Source organism: Pseudomonas sp. NLJ1 (assembly GCF_049486705.1).
Lineage (GTDB): Bacteria > Pseudomonadota > Gammaproteobacteria > Pseudomonadales > Pseudomonadaceae > Aquipseudomonas > Aquipseudomonas inefficax.
On record NZ_CP137735.1, the window covers coordinates 2,897,291 to 2,912,361 of the forward strand.

At 62.8% G+C, this 15,071-nt stretch carries 14 protein-coding genes; 6 read left to right on the plus strand and 8 right to left on the minus strand.

What is annotated here, in order from left to right:
• Positions 1-9 precede the first annotated feature (9 nt).
• Positions 10-1,776, minus strand: a complete 1,767-nt coding sequence (locus R9B85_RS13050) for a KinB sensor domain-containing domain (RefSeq protein WP_112251735.1) — start codon at positions 1,774-1,776, stop codon at positions 10-12.
• An 11-nt stretch (positions 1,777-1,787) separates the two neighbouring features.
• Entirely contained in the window at positions 1,788-3,134 is a 1,347-nt protein-coding gene (gene algB / locus R9B85_RS13055; protein ID WP_112251736.1) for a sigma-54-dependent response regulator transcription factor AlgB, read from the minus strand.
• 211 nt (positions 3,135-3,345) lie between these two features.
• Between algB and R9B85_RS13060 the strand changes: the two genes are divergently transcribed.
• From R9B85_RS13060 to R9B85_RS13085, 6 genes are all read left to right on the plus strand, one after another.
• Positions 3,346-4,167, plus strand: a complete 822-nt coding sequence (locus tag R9B85_RS13060; RefSeq protein ID WP_207878737.1) for a BON domain-containing protein — start codon at positions 3,346-3,348, stop codon at positions 4,165-4,167.
• Between the two features lie 174 nt (positions 4,168-4,341).
• The gene (locus R9B85_RS13065) at positions 4,342-4,632 is read left to right on the plus strand and encodes a hypothetical protein (RefSeq protein WP_112251738.1); all 291 of its coding nucleotides are present in this window, start codon (positions 4,342-4,344) and stop codon (positions 4,630-4,632) included.
• A gap of 41 nt (positions 4,633-4,673) precedes the next feature.
• Entirely contained in the window at positions 4,674-4,835 is a 162-nt protein-coding gene (locus R9B85_RS13070; protein ID WP_003252966.1) for a DUF1328 domain-containing protein, read from the plus strand.
• 2 nt (positions 4,836-4,837) lie between these two features.
• Entirely contained in the window at positions 4,838-5,308 is a 471-nt protein-coding gene (locus R9B85_RS13075) for an inhibitor of vertebrate lysozyme family protein (RefSeq protein WP_133969853.1), read from the plus strand.
• A 743-nt stretch (positions 5,309-6,051) separates the two neighbouring features.
• Positions 6,052-7,380 (plus strand): glutamate/aspartate:proton symporter GltP, encoded by a 1,329-nt coding sequence (gene gltP / locus R9B85_RS13080; protein ID WP_025337235.1) that lies wholly within the window; start codon positions 6,052-6,054, stop codon positions 7,378-7,380.
• A 246-nt stretch (positions 7,381-7,626) separates the two neighbouring features.
• Positions 7,627-8,856 (plus strand): nucleoside recognition domain-containing protein, encoded by a 1,230-nt coding sequence (locus tag R9B85_RS13085; protein ID WP_423770279.1) that lies wholly within the window; start codon positions 7,627-7,629, stop codon positions 8,854-8,856.
• Positions 8,857-8,881: 25 nt separating this feature from the next.
• Here R9B85_RS13085 and R9B85_RS13090 read toward each other — a convergent pair whose 3' ends face one another.
• The 6 genes from R9B85_RS13090 to R9B85_RS13115 all read right to left on the minus strand — a co-directional run bounded on the left by R9B85_RS13090 (position 8,882) and on the right by R9B85_RS13115 (position 15,060).
• A complete protein-coding gene (locus tag R9B85_RS13090) occupies positions 8,882-9,499 on the minus strand; it encodes an ABC-type transport auxiliary lipoprotein family protein (protein WP_112251741.1) in 618 nt (205 codons plus the stop codon).
• The gene (locus tag R9B85_RS13095; protein WP_046616914.1) at positions 9,496-10,434 is read right to left on the minus strand and encodes an MlaD family protein; all 939 of its coding nucleotides are present in this window, start codon (positions 10,432-10,434) and stop codon (positions 9,496-9,498) included. The genes R9B85_RS13090 and R9B85_RS13095 overlap by 4 nt, the downstream gene beginning before the upstream one ends.
• A 3-nt stretch (positions 10,435-10,437) precedes the next feature.
• The gene (locus R9B85_RS13100; RefSeq protein ID WP_112251742.1) at positions 10,438-11,229 is read right to left on the minus strand and encodes an ABC transporter ATP-binding protein; all 792 of its coding nucleotides are present in this window, start codon (positions 11,227-11,229) and stop codon (positions 10,438-10,440) included.
• Complete coding sequence (locus R9B85_RS13105; protein WP_112251743.1) at positions 11,226-12,359, minus strand: ABC transporter permease; 1,134 nt, start codon at positions 12,357-12,359, stop codon at positions 11,226-11,228. Before R9B85_RS13105 ends, R9B85_RS13100 begins: the two co-directional genes overlap by 4 nt.
• 116 nt (positions 12,360-12,475) lie before the next feature.
• Complete coding sequence (locus tag R9B85_RS13110) at positions 12,476-13,498, minus strand: DUF5924 family protein (RefSeq protein WP_112251744.1); 1,023 nt, start codon at positions 13,496-13,498, stop codon at positions 12,476-12,478.
• 161 nt (positions 13,499-13,659) lie between these two features.
• The gene (locus tag R9B85_RS13115) at positions 13,660-15,060 is read right to left on the minus strand and encodes a M16 family metallopeptidase (RefSeq protein ID WP_112251745.1); all 1,401 of its coding nucleotides are present in this window, start codon (positions 15,058-15,060) and stop codon (positions 13,660-13,662) included.
• Positions 15,061-15,071 lie beyond the last annotated feature (11 nt).

Consider the following 15,071-nt stretch of genomic DNA (forward strand, 5'->3'; position numbering starts at 1 on the left):
AGGCAACATTCAGACCGGCAGCGCCATGTAGAACTGGGTCCCCTGCCCCGGTCGGGAAAACACGCCCATGCGCCCGCCATGCAGCTGCACGATCTCTTTGCACAACGCCAGCCCCAGCCCCGCGCCGCCTTTCTTGCGCCCTACCTGTACGAAGGGCTCGAAGATGCGCCCTTGTTGCCCATAGGCAATGCCTTCGCCGTTATCTTCGACACTGATGATCACCCGCTCCGCATGCCGTCGTGCGTGCAGGCGGATACGCCCGCCGCTGGCGGTATGGCGGATGGCATTGTGCAACAGGTTGTCCAGCACCCGGTCAAGTTGGGTGACGTCTGCCTGGATACGCGGTAGCGGCGGCTCCAGTTCCGTGATCAGCTCGATCTGCTTGTGCGCCGCCGGTTCGGCAAAGCGCTGTTGTGCACGCTCCAGCAGTTCGTCGATGGCGCAGGGAGCCAGATCGAGCTTCTGCATCCCACTCTGGTAGCGGCTGAAGTTGAGCAGGTCGTTGATCAACTGGGTCAGGCGCTGCATTTCCTCGCCGATGGTCTCCAGCAGGTCATGCTCGCGCGACTCGGGCGGGAACTTGAGCCGCTCGCGCAACAGGCCGAAGGCCATGTGCATGCCGGTTACCGGCGTACGCAGCTCATGGGAAGCGCGCAGCACGAATTCGCTGCGCACGCGTTCGAAGGCTCGCTGCTCGGTTACATCGTGCAACACCATCACTGCGCCAAGTATCGGTCCTTGCGGGTGGCTGACCGGGGTCAGGCTGTAGGCGAGCAGGCGCGTTTCGTCATCGACGTCCATGTTCAGGTCGTCCGGCTGACGGTCGAGGTTGCCGCCGCGCAGTACCTGGCGTAGCTGCTGTTCCAGCTCCGGGCGCTGCAGGGCTTCGGCCAGGCTGCTGCCAGCGCGGCTATCGGTCCAGCCCAGCTGGCGCTGCGCCACCGGGTTGAGGTGCTCCAGGCGGCCTTGGCGGTCGATGATCAGCAGGCCATCGTCAATGCTATCCAGTACGGCCTGCAAGCGTTGCTGGCCGGCCAGCAGTTCATCGACGTTGGTGGCCTGGTGCTTGCGCAAGGCATCGGCCATCAGGCCGAAGCGTCGGGTCAGTTGGTTCAGTTCCGTGGCTTGTGTGACCGGCAGGGTAACGTCGAAATCGCCCTTGCCGAGTTGGTCGGCTGCTTTGGCCAAGGCTTCGATCGGCTGGCCGAAGCGCCGGGCAATATTGTGGGCGGTGATGAAGCCCAGTACCAGTACCACCAGGCCCATCAGGCCAAGTACACCGCTGACCAGCAGGGCGTGGTCGCGGGTGTGCTCCTCGCTGCGGGTGATGTACTCCAGGGCCTGCTTGTGGGAATCGATCAGGTCGGTGCGGACCTGGTTGAACGCGGCCCCCAGTGGTTGCTCAACCCCCATGCTGCGGGAGGGCGCCGGGCTATCGCGGTAGGCCTGGAGGAAGGCCTGGTAATTGCTGCTGGCCTTGCTGAAGCCGGTGCGCTCGCCGCCTTGGTCCAGCCCTTGCTCGAGCAGTTTCTGGAAGTTTTCCTGCAGCAGCCGCAGGTTCTCCGGGGCGGTGTCTTCATCAAGGATCAGGGTCAACTGTTCGCCAAGGTTCTGGCGCAACTTCAGTCCTGTTTCCAGGGTGTGGGTGGTATCGCGCACCAGTCTCTGCTGCACCGTGGCCATCTGCAGCACGCTGACCAGGCCCAGCAGCAGCCCGAGCAGGGCCACGGTGACCAATGCCGAAATGCTGAGGAAAAGCCGCGTGCGCAGCTTCATGGGACGCCACCTCACAGGTTGTACTGCTTGCGCTTGCGGTACAGGGTGGAGGCATCGATCCCCAAGGTCTTGGCCGCCTGGTCAAGGGTGTCGCTGGCGGCCAGCACCGCGCCGATATGGGCGCGTTCCAGCTCATCGAGGCTCAGTGCGGCGCCGACGCGCGGAGCATTGCCTGCAGGCTGCTCGCCCATGCCCAGGTGGCTGATTTCCACACGTTCCTGCGGGCAGATGATGCTGGCCCGCTCTACCACGTTGCGCAGTTCGCGAATGTTGCCGGGCCAGCGGTAATTGAGCAGGGCTGTGCGGGCTTCGTCACTGAAACCGCGGGCAGGCCGGGAGTATTCCTTGACGAAGCGGGCGAGAAAGCGGTCGGCCAAGGTCAGGATGTCTTCACTGCGCTCGCGCAGCGGCGGCAGGTGCAGGGTGATGACGTTCAGGCGATACAGCAGGTCTTCGCGGAAGCGGCTCTCTCGCACCATCTCTTCGAGGTTGAGGTTGGTGGCGGCGAGGATACGCACATCGGCGCGACGGGTGACTGGGTCGCCGACGCGCTCGTATTCCTTGTCCTGGATGAAACGCAGCAGTTTGGGCTGCAAGGTCAGTGGGAAATCGCCGATCTCGTCGAGAAACAGCGTGCCCCCATCTGCCTGGCTGACACGCCCCAGGGTGCTTTCGCTGGCGCCGGTGAAGGCGCCGCGGGTATGGCCGAACAACTCGCTTTCCATCAACTCGGCGTTCAGTGACGGGCAGTTGATGGTCACGCAGGATTTGCGCGCGCGCTTGCTCCAGCCATGGATGGCCCGGGCCAGCTCACCTTTACCTGTGCCCGACTCGCCAAGGATGAGGATGTTGGCATCGGTGGTAGCGACCTGGCGGGCGGTTTCCAGCACTGCCATCATCGCTGGACTGTGCGAGTCGAGGCCGTCCTTGGGTTTGCGTACTTCACCTTCCAGGGCCTCCAGCCGAGCGGAAAGCTGACGCACCTCCAACTGCTTGGACGTAGCCAGGCGCAGCTGGTCGGGGCTGCACGGTTTGACCAGGTAATCGGCGGCACCGGCCTGGATCGCGTCTACCGCCGTATCGATCGCCGAGTGCGCGGTGACGATCACCACCCGCATCCAAGGGGCCTGGATACGCATCTGCGCCAGCACATCGAGGCCGTTGTCCTCGCCCAGGCGCAAATCGAGGAAGCAAAGGTCGAAGACCTGGCGCTGCAACAAGGCTTCGGCCTGGGCGGCGCTGTTGGCCGTTGCCACATTGTAGCCCTCGTCTTCCAGGCAATAGCGGAAGGTGCGCAGGATCGCGGACTCGTCATCCACCAGCAGAATGCGGCCTTGGTTGTCCTGGGCTGACTCCATGTGCTGCGCTCCTTTAGGAAAGATCTTCATTTAGTGTGGGAAAAATCGGGCAAGTTGCATGGTCCATTGTGAAGGAACCTGTCCTTTGCATGCTAGCCACTGGCCAATCAGCGCTTGGAGGCCGCGCTTTTCAGATGATTTTCTTAGAGGGTCACGGTGGCACATTGGTTGCGAGGATTTTCAGTTTTTGCCTACAAGAGGAGGCACTGTCATGCGCTTTTCCATCCGCGCCGCCATGTTGGCAGCCACCCTGCTACCAGGGTTCACGCCGGTATTCGCCGATCCGGTACAGGACGCCCGCCTGGAGGGGGCGCTGCAAACCGCCCTGTCGCTGAACCGCATGCTCGACCCGTTCCGTATCCAGGTCGAGGTGGACGGCAAGCAGGCGCGGCTTTCCGGGGAGGTGGAGAACGACGTCGAGCGCCAGCTGGCCGAGCATGTGGCCCTGGCTACCCGTGGCATCGAGCAAGTAGACAACCAGCTGCAGGTCAATGCCCAGCTCGTGGAGCGCCCGCTGGAGTTGCGTGCCTACGCCCAGCGCCTGGAGGATGCCACCCTGGCTGCGGTGATCCGTGCGCGGCTGTTATGGAGCCGTACCACCGAGAAGGCGCCTATAGATGTGCAGAGCAGCGAAGGCGTGGTGACCCTGCGCGGCAAGGTCGACAGTGCCGAGGCCAAGGAGCTGGCTGGCGTGGTGGCGCGTACCACCGAGGGCGTGCACCTGGTCAACAACCTGGTCAGCCTCGATAGTGCCGCCATGGCCAAGGCCCGGGAAACTCCGGTGGGGGTGCCGACCGGCCCGCAGCCGAGCGACAGCTGGATCATCGACAAGATCCAGAACAGCTACCGCTTCAGCCGCAACCTTGATGGTCTGAACCTGAAGGTGGCCAGCGAAGAGGGGCTGGTTCGGCTTTCGGGCGAAGTGGTCAGCAGCGAGCAGAAAACCATCGCCGTGGAGATCGCCCGGCAGATCATCGGCGTGCGCGGGGTGGATGCCGACCTGCTCAAGGTGGCGACCAAGGTCGAGGGCTGATCGTGCAATTCGCACGGCCGCACGGACCGCATCGTGCAGGATACGTCCTTGCCGATTTCGGTAGATTAGGATAACTATTTGATTTAATTGAATTTTATCTGAATCAAAAGGCTGGCATGCAGGCTGCAATTACCTGTTCAGGTTTGAACAAGAATTACAGCAGGAGGAGCCGGCATGAACCGCCAATCCGTCAACCGTTTGCAGAGCGCCGCACTGCCCCTGCGCCAGATGCTGTCACTCGGCTTGGCGTTGTTGCTGACCTTGGCCGCTGGCCTCTTCTATTACAGCTGGCAGACCGCGCGCCTGGCCGAGCAAGTGGCGGCACAGACCGCCCTGTTGACGCAGATTCAGGCAACCCGTGCCAACACCCTGGTCAAGGCCGTCGACCCGCTGCCAACCGGCCAGGCCACTACTTCACCGGCCACGCTGGAAAATGTCGTACCCCAGGACCGCTGGGTGTTCTGACCGCCGACCAGACCGATTCTGAAAAAGAAAGGAGAACCACCATGCTGAGTTGGGCTATCACTTTCCTCATCATCGCCATTGTCGCCGCCGTACTGGGCTTCGGTGGTATCGCGGGCGCTGCCACCGGTATCGCGAAGATTCTGTTCATTGTCTTCCTGGTGCTGTTCGTAGCCTCCTTCTTCTTTGGACGTGGACGAGGTTGAAGATGGGCAGGAAGCGTTGGACATCCCTGGCTGCCGCCCTGTTACTGGGCGGCAGTGCGGCGGCGATGGCGGCCAATGACGGCCAGGTCCGGGTCGACCAGTTGCTCGGCTCGGACCCTGAGTACCGGGAAACCTGGCAGGACACGATCAAAGGCGAGGAACGCCTGCCTGATTGGGTGGTCAATCTGACCGGCAGTGCCCAGCAGCAGATGTCTGCCGTTACCGAAGACGGCGACAAGTATCTGGTCGGCCCATTATGCGAAGGCCCGGACAACTGCACCTACAAACGCCTGATCGTGGCGTTCAGCTGGGACAAGGACGATGCCTACGGGATGCTCGTGGAGGTACCCGAAGGTTTGCCGAACGACAAGTCGCCCACCCGCCATGCGCAGTACCGCTGGCTGGGTGAACCGGACGACGGCATGAAGGCGATGCTGCAGGAGCAGCTCAAGCGTGACCCGAACTGGTACTGAGCGTTTGTACCCGGTACGGATGAAAGGTCATGCACTGTCACATAATAGAAGCTGAACCTTTCTATATTTCAGCCTTCTATGATGCGCCGCCCCGAGGAGGGGCTGCACATGACCAAGGGGCCGGGCCGTTCTGATTGTTGCAGGATCGGAGTGGCCTAGGGGTACAGGGAGTACCTCCAGCAATGGGCCGGGTCAGGAAAGGCGGAATCGGAAGTTTCAGGTCGGCGGTGTCATAGGGGCACTTGACCAGACCTGGCTTCCGAGGAGCCATGTAGGAAACGTCTCTTCCCTGCACGATTTTCTCTTCGAGACACATTTTGTCTCGACCGCACATCATTTTTTTTCGATCACCCCGACGCTTGTTCAAGCGGCATTTCAGCCATTCGGATTGTCGAACAGGCCATCTTCCCCGTCCTTTCTATCCTGCCAAATCTGCCTAAATATGGCGGTTTGGTCTTGTTCGGGATTCCGAACGTTGTAAATCAAGCACTTGCGAACCCCCAGTTTCGGTCAGAAACGTTATGCGTAAACGGCATGGGTCATGCGCTTCCGGCATTAGATTTCCCCCTTTGCCATCGCAATAGTTGCCGCCTTTTTCGCCGGCCGGGCGCCCTGTCGCTCGCCTGCGGTGTCCTTACATGAAGTCGCCGGACGGAAGCAGCTATTGCTCGTAACCTAGCCAACGGCTCTGTTACGGGCCTTTCCGTTGGGTGCCCATGACCACTAGAACAAAGGGTAAAGACATGAAGAAGGCAAAACTGAGCCTCGCCTGGCAGATCGTCATCGGTCTGGTCCTGGGTGTTGCAATCGGCGCGCTACTGAATCATTTCAGTGCAGAAAAGGCATGGTGGATCAGCAATGTTCTCCAGCCTGCTGGTGACATCTTCATTCGCCTGATCAAGATGATCGTCGTCCCGATCGTGATTTCGTCGCTGATCGTGGGTATCGCCGGGGTTGGCGACGCGAAGAAACTGGGCAGCATCGGCCTGAAGACCATCATCTACTTCGAGGTGGTGACCACCATCGCCATCGTCGTCGGCCTGGTGTTGGCCAACCTGTTCCACCCGGGCGCCGGCATCGACATGAGCACCCTGGGGACCGTGGACATCTCCAAGTACCAAGCCACCGCGGCCGAAGTGCAGCATGAGCACGCGTTCATCGAAACCCTGCTGAACCTGATCCCGTCGAACATCTTCGCAGCGCTGATGCGTGGCGAAATGTTGCCGATCATCTTCTTCTCGGTAATGTTCGGCCTGGGCCTGTCGAGCCTGCAGGCAGAGCTGCGCGACCCGCTGGTACGTACCTTCCAGGCGGTTTCCGAGACCATGTTCAAGGTCACCCACATGATCATGAACTACGCCCCTATCGGCGTGTTCGCCCTGATCGCCGTGACCGTCGCCAACTTCGGTTTCAGCTCGCTGCTGCCGCTGGCCAAGCTGGTGCTGCTGGTGTACTTCGCCATCGCCTTCTTCGCCTTCATGGTGCTGGGCCTGGTCGCCCGCCTGTTCGGCTTCTCGGTGATCAAGATCATGCGCATCATGAAAGATGAGCTGATTCTCGCCTACTCCACCTCCAGCTCCGAAACCGTGCTGCCGCGCGTGATCGAGAAGATGGAGAAGTACGGTGCACCGAAGTCGATCTGTTCGTTCGTGGTACCGACCGGCTACTCGTTCAACCTCGACGGTTCGACCCTGTACCAGAGCATCGCGGCAATCTTCATTGCCCAGCTGTACGGTATCGACCTGTCCTGGAGCCAGCAGCTGCTGCTGGTGCTGACCCTGATGGTCACTTCCAAGGGTATCGCTGGCGTACCGGGTGTTTCCTTCGTGGTGCTGCTGGCCACTCTGGGCAGCGTTGGCATCCCGCTGGAAGGCCTGGCCTTCATCGCCGGTGTCGACCGCATCATGGACATGGCCCGTACTGCCTTGAACGTTGTGGGCAACGCTCTGGCAGCCTTGGTCATCGCGCGCTGGGAAGGCATGTACGACGCCGCCAAGGGCGAGAAGTACTACGCCTCGCTGATGGCCGGCAAGCAGGAAGCGGCCATGGTTGGCGAAGCTGCCAAGCGCTGAGCCTGATGAGCTGAACAAGAAGCCCCGACCTGTCGGGGCTTTTTGTTGCCTGTGAGATCCTGGGGCCGAGCAGTGGCCATTGTGGGAGCGGGTTCACCCGCGAATCAGGCAACACGGTGTATGGCACCGGCTTTGCCGGTGTTCGCGGGTGAACCCGCTCCCACAGGGGCCTGTGTACGGGCTGCGGTCTCCAGCCTTGAGCCCCGATACGCTATCATTCGGGCATTTTTCAGGGGGAACACTCGGATGCTCAACGGCCTTTGGCTTGGCTTTTTCCTAGTGGCGGCAGTGTCCGCCCTGGCCCAATGGCTGGTAGGCGGCAACGCCGGCATCTTCGCGGCGATGGTCGAGAGCATATTCGCCATGGCCAAGCTGTCGGTCGAGGTGATGGTGCTGCTGTTCGGCACGCTGACCCTGTGGCTGGGCTTTCTCAAGATCGCCGAGAAGGCTGGCATCGTCGAGTGGCTGGCCAAGGTGCTCGGCCCGTTGTTCGCCCGATTGATGCCGGAAGTTCCACCCGGTCACCCGGCGCTGGGCCTTATCACCATGAACTTTGCCGCCAACGGGCTGGGCCTGGACAACGCCGCCACGCCGATCGGCCTGAAGGCCATGCGCGCGCTGCAGGAGCTTAACCCCAGCAGCACCACGGCGAGCAACGCGCAGATCCTGTTCCTGGTGCTCAACGCCTCGTCGCTGACGCTGCTGCCTGTAACCATCTTCATGTACCGGGCCCAGCAAGGCGCGGCGGACCCGACCATGGTGTTTCTGCCCATCCTGCTGGCGACCAGCGTCTCGACCCTGGTCGGCCTGCTGTCGGTGGCGGTGATGCAGCGCCTGCGCCTGTGGGACCCGGTTGTGCTCGCCTACTTCATCCCCGGCGCCTTGCTGCTGGGTGGTTTCATGGCTTTTCTTGGCACCTTGTCGGCAGCGGCGCTGGCCAACCTGTCGTCGATTCTGGGTAACCTCACGCTGTTTGGCGTGATCATCCTTTTCCTGGTGATTGGTGCCTTGAAGCGGGTGAAGGTTTATGAAGCCTTTGTCGAAGGCGCCAAGGAAGGCTTCGATGTGGCCAAGAACCTGTTGCCCTATCTGGTGGCGATGCTGGTGGCAGTGGGAGTGCTGCGTGCTTCAGGCGCGCTGGAGCTGGCCCTGGACGGTATTCGCCATGCGGTGAACTGGATGGGCCTGGACACCCGCTTCGTGGAGGGCCTGCCCACTGCTCTGGTCAAGCCGTTCTCCGGCAGCGCGGCGCGGGCGATGCTGATCGAGACCATGCAGAGCCAAGGCGTCGACAGCTTCCCGGCGCTGGTCGCTGCGACGATTCAGGGAAGTACCGAAACTACCTTCTACGTGCTGGCGGTTTACTTCGGTGCGGTGGGTATCCAGCGCGTACGGCATGCGGTGGGGTGTGCGCTGCTGGCCGAATTCTCCGGTGTCGTCGCAGCGATCTTCGTCTGCTACTGGTTCTTCGCCTGACGCCCCCACAAAAAGCAGGCAGGCCTCAGTGAGCAGGAACGCTGGCTGCTTGCGCAATGGTCCAACTGACCACCTGCCCGGTCAGTTGGTCACAGGCCTTGCCAAAGCCGGCAACCACCGCTGACACCTGCTTATCGGCCAATGGCTGGCGGATTTCGAAGCGCTTGCTGGCCAGGATCCGTTGAGTGCGGCCCTGCACCAGGCGTGCGTCATAGCGGATCACCACCTCCGCCGCCCCGTCCGTGCGGTACTCGGTCTGGAATGCCTGCAGCTCGCCAGCCAGCTCGTAGTCGGCCTGCAGGTTGCTGTCATCGGCGCTCAGGCGCTGCACCTGGCCGTCACGCTGGAAACCGTCAAGCAGTCGGTTGCGCAGCAGCACCGGCACTGCGTCGCTCCAGCGCGCGCCTTTGTAACTGCTGACCACATCGCCCTGGGGAATCACGGCAATCCGTGGCCCGGCCAGCACTTCGCTGGCCAGCGGCTTGTTCAGGCGCAATGACCAATCCAGCGCCGGCGCCGTCCGGCCGGGCTGGTTCACCGGCAGGCGGTACAGGTCGACGGGCTCGCTCTGTGGCAGGATCGAGCAGGCACTGGCCAGGCTCAATGCGGCCGCCAGGGCCAGCAGGCGCAGCGACGGTTTCATGGTTGGAACTCCTTGTTGTTGTCGCGGCCGAGCAGGTAGCCGCTAGGGTCGGCCTCCAGTTGCCGGGAAATACCTTTGAGTGCGTTGAGGGTTTCGCGCAGCTCGCGAATCGCCGGGGTCAGCTGGTTCAGGCCCTGTGCGCCGTCGCCGATGGCTTCGCGGTTGTCCTCGAGCAGGCGGTTGATGGTGGCGGTGCTCTCGGCAAGTGACTGCATGGCTTGCTCGGCGCTGCCGATTGCCTGCTTGCCTTCGCTGCCGAGCAGGCCGTTGGCATTGCGCATCAGTGCCTGGGTTTCGGCCAGGGTGGCGCTGGCCTGCTTGCCCACCTGCACCAGTTGCTCGATGGCCTGGGTGATGCTGCCGTGCTGGCCAGCGAAGGCGCCAGTGGTCTTGTCGAGGTTGGACAGGGTGTTGCTGAGGTGGCCGATGTTGTCTTCGGAAAACATCTGGTTGGCGTTGTGCAGCAGCAGGTTGATGTTGGTCACCAGGTCGCTGCTGTCATTGAGCAGACGCGAAATTGGCGAGGGCGAGGCGATGATCACCGGCAGCTTGCCATCCTTGCCTTTCAGCTCAGGGCTTTGCGGGGTGCCGCCGCTGAGCTGGATGAACGAGTTGCCGGTCACGCCGGCCAGGGTCAACTTGGCCTGGGTGTCTTCCTTCACCGGGGTGTCGGCGCTCAGGCGCACCCGGGCCAATACCCGGCGCGGGTCTTTCGGGTCCAGGCGCAGGGTGGACACATCACCCACCTTGATGCCGTTGTACTGCACCGGGCTGCCGCGGGACAGACCGGAGACGGCTTCGTTGAACACCACTTCGTAGTCCTTGAAGGCGTCGTCGACACTCGACTTGGCCAGCCACAGGCCGAACAGCATGGCGCCGGCCACCACCAGGACGGTGACCAGGCCGATAAGAACGTGATGGGCTCGGGTTTCCATTGCTCAGCGCTCCTGCCCGGCACGGGTGGCGGCCTGCTCGGCTGCGCGCCCGCGTGGGCCATGAAAGTATTCTTGAATCCAGGCGTCGTTGGTCTGCTCGACCTCTGCCAGCGGACCGGCCACCAGGACCTTCTTCTGCGACAGCACGGCGATGCGGTCGGTAATGGTGTACAGCGTGTCGAGGTCGTGGGTGATGAGGAACACCGACAGGCCCAAGGCGTCACGCAGGGTCAGGATCAACTGGTCGAAGGCGGCGGCGCCGATCGGGTCCAGGCCGGCGGTGGGTTCGTCGAGGAACAGGATGTCCGGGTCCAGCGCCAGGGCACGGGCCAGCGCGGCGCGCTTGATCATGCCCCCAGACAGCGAAGCCGGGTACTTGTCGGCGGCCGAGATCGGCAGCCCGGCCAGGGCCAGCTTCACTCCGGCCAGGTGCTCGGCATCGGCACGGGACAGACCGGCGTGCTCGATCAGCGGCAATGCCACGTTTTCGGTGACGGTAAGCGAAGAGAACAGCGCGCCTTTCTGGAACAGTACGCCGAAGCGCCGTTCGACCAGCGAACGCTGCTCTTCGCGCAGGCCGGCCAAGTCCTGGCCGAACACCTTGATCTGCCCTTCGTCGGGCCGCCGCAGGCCAATGATGCTGCGCAGCAGCACCGACTTGCCGCTGCCCGAGCCACCGACCACGGCGAGGATCTCGCCGCGATACAGGTCGAGGTCGAGGTTTTCGTGCACGCTCTGGCGGCCGAAGCGGTTGCAGATGCCGCGGGCCTCGATCACGCGTTCCTGGCCATTCACCAGCCCATCTCCATGAAGAACAGTGCAGCCACCGCATCCAGCACGATGACCACGAATATCGACTGCACCACCGCCGAGGTGGTGTGCGCGCCCACCGATTCGGCGCTGCCGCTGACCTTGAAGCCCTCCAGGCAGCCAATGGCGGCGATCAGGAAGGCGAAGAACGGTGCCTTGGCCAGGCCGACCAGGAAATGCTGCACGCCGATGTCGCTTTGCAGCAGCGACAGGAACATGGCTGGCGAGATGTCCAGTGTCAGCGCGCATACCACCGCGCCGCCAACGATGCCGCAGATCATCGCGATGAAGGTCAGCAAGGGTAGCGAAATCAACAGCGCCAGTACTCGCGGCACCACCAGCAGCTCCATGGGGTTCAGGCCCAGGGTGCGTATGGCGTCGATTTCCTCGTTGGCTTTCATCGAGCCGATCTGCGCGGTGAACGCGCTGGCAGTGCGGCCGGCCATGAGAATGGCGGTCAGCAGCACGGCGAACTCGCGCAGGAACGAGAATGCCACCAGGTCGACGGTGAAGATGGTCGCGCCGAAATCGGCCAGTACCGTGGCGCCGAGGAAGGCCACCACTGCGCCCACCAGAAAGGTCAGCAGGGCGACGATTGGCGCGGCGTCCAGGCCGGTCTGTTCGATGTGCGCCACGACCGGGGTGAAGCGCCAGCGATGGGGTTGCAGGGCCCGGCGCAGCAGGGTTTCGAGGATCAGGCCAACGAAGCCGAGTACCTGCATGGTGTCTTGCCACAGGGTACCGACGGCGCAGCCGATGCGTTCCAGCAGCAACAGCAGCACGTTGCGCTCGGGTTCCTTGACCGGGATGCAGTAGTCCTGCACAGAGCAGTAGACGTTCTTTAGTAGCGCGCGGCTGGCTTCGGGCAGTTCGTGGGTGCAGCGAGACAGGCGCTCGGAGCCGAGCAGTTCGGCCAGCAGCGAGGCGCCGGCGGTATCCAGGCGGCCCAGTTGGCTGAGGTCGGCGACGGTATCGGCAGCGTATTGCGCGCGCAGGCGCTCGCTCTCACGCTTGAGGCTGGTGTAATGCGCCAAGGTCCAGTCACCGGTAATGCGCAGGCAGGCCGGTTGGCTACTGGTGTCCAGGGTGGCGCTGGGGGTGGTCATCGGCTCCATGCTACTGACTCGGCGCTAAGGCTTAGGGGCTGATCATAGCGCAGCGGGCATGGGCTGTTTGGTGATTATGTGCTGTCTTCACGGACCTTGGGGGCCGCAAAGCGGCCCCCTTTCACTCACCCCGCGGGCGCTTCGTCGACCACCTTGAAGCGCAGCACGCCGATGACCTGGCCATCCTCGGTCAGCACCCTCACCTGCCACTTGCCCACCGGGTTCGGCGGGAAGTTCTGCTTGTGGGTCCAGGCCCGGTAGCCTTCCTTGCGCCCGCCGTGGATGTCCAGGGCAATACGGTCGACTTCCTGGCCGTCCTTTTGCCACACGTGATAGATCCGCTCATTCAGGCCGCGTGGTGCGTTGATCGCGGTGTAGGCGTACAGGCCGCTGCTACGGATGCGGCTGGCGGCAATCTCGTCCAGCGAGTCGCCCGGCTGGCGGTTCAGTACTTCGGTGCTGACCGCCACTTCGGTCATCCACAAGGTCGCTGGTGGCACCCAGGAGCGCAGCAGCCAGCCCCCGCCGCCGACCGACAGGGTGACCACCACCAGGGCCACGGCGCGGCGCCAGTTGTTGATCGGGAAACTGCTGACAAGGCTGGGGAACGACAGGGCCATGGCTGCGATAAGGGCCAGCTTGAAGCTTTGCGCAGTGGTCAGGTGCAGGATGATTGGCAGTGCAGTCAGCAGGGCGGCGAACAGGGTCAGGGTATGCAGCGCCAGGAACAGCCAGCGCCTCGGTGCCAGCCATTTGTAGTACAGCGGGTCGATGATCGAAATCAGCCCGGCGGCACCGAGCAGGCCGGTGAACACCAGCTGGCCGCTGTTCCAGGTGGTGGTGATGAAGAAAAACGGCAGTACGAAGAACAATGATTCCTGGTGGATCATCTGCGTCGCGTAGCGCAGCAATGGCTGTGGTATTTCGCGGTTGAAGGTGCGCGCGAACAGGCCGGTGAGGGTGTTTTCCAGCATCAGCCAGAGCCAGCTGACCAGCATGAGCACGGCTATCCAGCTGGCCAGGCCAGCCTGGCGGTCGACCAGGATGAAGCTGCCGATGCCGGATAGGAAACCGCCGAGCGCGATGATGCCGGGGTAGCGTTTGAGCAGTTCGATGATGCGCTGGACGATGTGGGGGATTTGGGGCATTGGGAGCTACAACAGAAAGGATGGGTGGCTGTGCCGGCCTCTTCGCGGGTAAACCCGCTCCCACAGGGTTAGTGCAGCTTTCAGGAATTGCACTAACCCTGTGGGAGCGGGTTTACCCGCGAAGGGGCCGGTACTGGCAAAAGGATACCGCCGATTCACCGCTAGCGTGTAGCACCGCCCGGCTTTTCCGGACCATGCCGCCGCCAGCGCAACAGCCCCGCCGCCAGGATCAGCCCCAACAGCAAGGCAACCAGCCCGTAGAGCTCATCATAGCCAAGGAACGGCTTCTCGATCCGCACATAGCCATCTTCCTTGAGCAGTTCCTTGAGCGCCTCGTTGGCCTGCGCCAGGCTTACCTGGCGCAACTTGCGCACCGGGTTGGCGAAGCGCCCGTCGCTATAGTCGTTCAACGCGCCCCAGTAGTAGTCGGCCAAGGCACTGTTGCCCTGGGTGCTCCAGCTTTCCTTGGCGACGCTGGCGTACTTGATGCGCTCGAAGATGTCCGGGTCGAGTCCTTCCTTGCGCAGGTGGTCGAACAACTTCTGCATCACCTCGACCGCCTGGTCGATGTCCTCGCGCTCCAGGTCGGCATTGAGGCTCAGCAGACCGGTGTCGCCAAAGCTCTCGCGTTTTGCCGAGGGGCCGTAGGACAACCCGTTGCGCAGGCGCAGTTGGTCGTATAGCGCCCAGTCCAGGTAGTGCGACAGCAGGTCGAGGGTGGCCTGGTGGTCGTTGTCCAGCACTGGCTCGACGAACAACCAGTGCAGCTTGACGCTGTCACCTAACCAGCCGCGGGTCAGGTCGCGGCGCTGTTCAGCTTGCTGGCCGATGCTTTCCAGGGTGCGGCGTTCCTCCGGCTCGGTGGCGGGCAGTTCGCCAAAGGTGCGTTCCAGATAGGCCGGCAGCAGGCGGTCGAGTCCGCCGACCACGATCAGGGTCATGTTGTTGGCCGCGTACCAGCGGTCACGCAAGGTGTTCACCTGCTCCAGGGTCATGTCGTCGAGGTTGGAGCGCTCCGGGCATTTCAGGCCCAGTTCGGTGGCCAACTGGTCACTGGCGGGGTGGCCGATGTCCTGGCGGTCGAGCCAGCGCTGCAGATGGCCATAGTGGCCGCCATCCTCACGCTCGATGATGCGCTTGGCAGTGGCCAGGGCCTTGGCATCGATGCGGGTGTCATGGATCACTGCCAGCAGCAGGTCGAGAACCTTGCGCTGGTTGCGCGCCGGGGCTTCGATGACGAAGGTGGTGTCGGCGCTGCTGGTATAGGCGTTCCACTCGCCGCCCAACGATTGCAGGCGCTCTTCCAGGCCCCCCTCGCCGGTTGCGTCGATGCCGCTGAACAGCAGGTGTTCGAGCAGGTGCGGCAGCTCTTTCTGCTCGCAATTGAAGTCATCCAGGCCGACGCCGACCACCAGGCGAATCGCCACATGGTCACGTTCATAGCCGTTTTTCAGGATGACCTGAAGGCCATTGGGCAACAGGTAGCCTTCAACCCGCGAGCGGTCGAGGGCGAACGAGGGCAGGCTGCAGATCAGCAGGCAAACGAACATCAGGCAACGCATGGGCGAGCTTG

What these genes read in the sequence shown, in the direction of transcription:
- R9B85_RS13050 (WP_112251735.1), bottom strand. Translation starts at nt 1,776, where the DNA reads ATGAAGCTGCGCACGCGGCTTTTCCTCAGCATTTCGGCATTGGTCACC.
- algB (WP_112251736.1), bottom strand. Translation starts at nt 3,134, where the DNA reads ATGGAGTCAGCCCAGGACAACCAAGGCCGCATTCTGCTGGTGGATGAC.
- R9B85_RS13060 (WP_207878737.1), top strand. Translation starts at nt 3,346, where the DNA reads ATGCGCTTTTCCATCCGCGCCGCCATGTTGGCAGCCACCCTGCTACCA.
- R9B85_RS13065 (WP_112251738.1), top strand. Translation starts at nt 4,342, where the DNA reads ATGAACCGCCAATCCGTCAACCGTTTGCAGAGCGCCGCACTGCCCCTG.
- R9B85_RS13070 (WP_003252966.1), top strand. Translation starts at nt 4,674, where the DNA reads ATGCTGAGTTGGGCTATCACTTTCCTCATCATCGCCATTGTCGCCGCC.
- R9B85_RS13075 (WP_133969853.1), top strand. Translation starts at nt 4,838, where the DNA reads ATGGGCAGGAAGCGTTGGACATCCCTGGCTGCCGCCCTGTTACTGGGC.
- gltP (WP_025337235.1), top strand. Translation starts at nt 6,052, where the DNA reads ATGAAGAAGGCAAAACTGAGCCTCGCCTGGCAGATCGTCATCGGTCTG.
- R9B85_RS13085 (WP_423770279.1), top strand. Translation starts at nt 7,627, where the DNA reads ATGCTCAACGGCCTTTGGCTTGGCTTTTTCCTAGTGGCGGCAGTGTCC.
- R9B85_RS13090 (WP_112251741.1), bottom strand. Translation starts at nt 9,499, where the DNA reads ATGAAACCGTCGCTGCGCCTGCTGGCCCTGGCGGCCGCATTGAGCCTG.
- R9B85_RS13095 (WP_046616914.1), bottom strand. Translation starts at nt 10,434, where the DNA reads ATGGAAACCCGAGCCCATCACGTTCTTATCGGCCTGGTCACCGTCCTG.
- R9B85_RS13105 (WP_112251743.1), bottom strand. Translation starts at nt 12,359, where the DNA reads ATGGAGCCGATGACCACCCCCAGCGCCACCCTGGACACCAGTAGCCAA.
- R9B85_RS13110 (WP_112251744.1), bottom strand. Translation starts at nt 13,498, where the DNA reads ATGCCCCAAATCCCCCACATCGTCCAGCGCATCATCGAACTGCTCAAA.
- R9B85_RS13115 (WP_112251745.1), bottom strand. Translation starts at nt 15,060, where the DNA reads ATGCGTTGCCTGATGTTCGTTTGCCTGCTGATCTGCAGCCTGCCCTCG.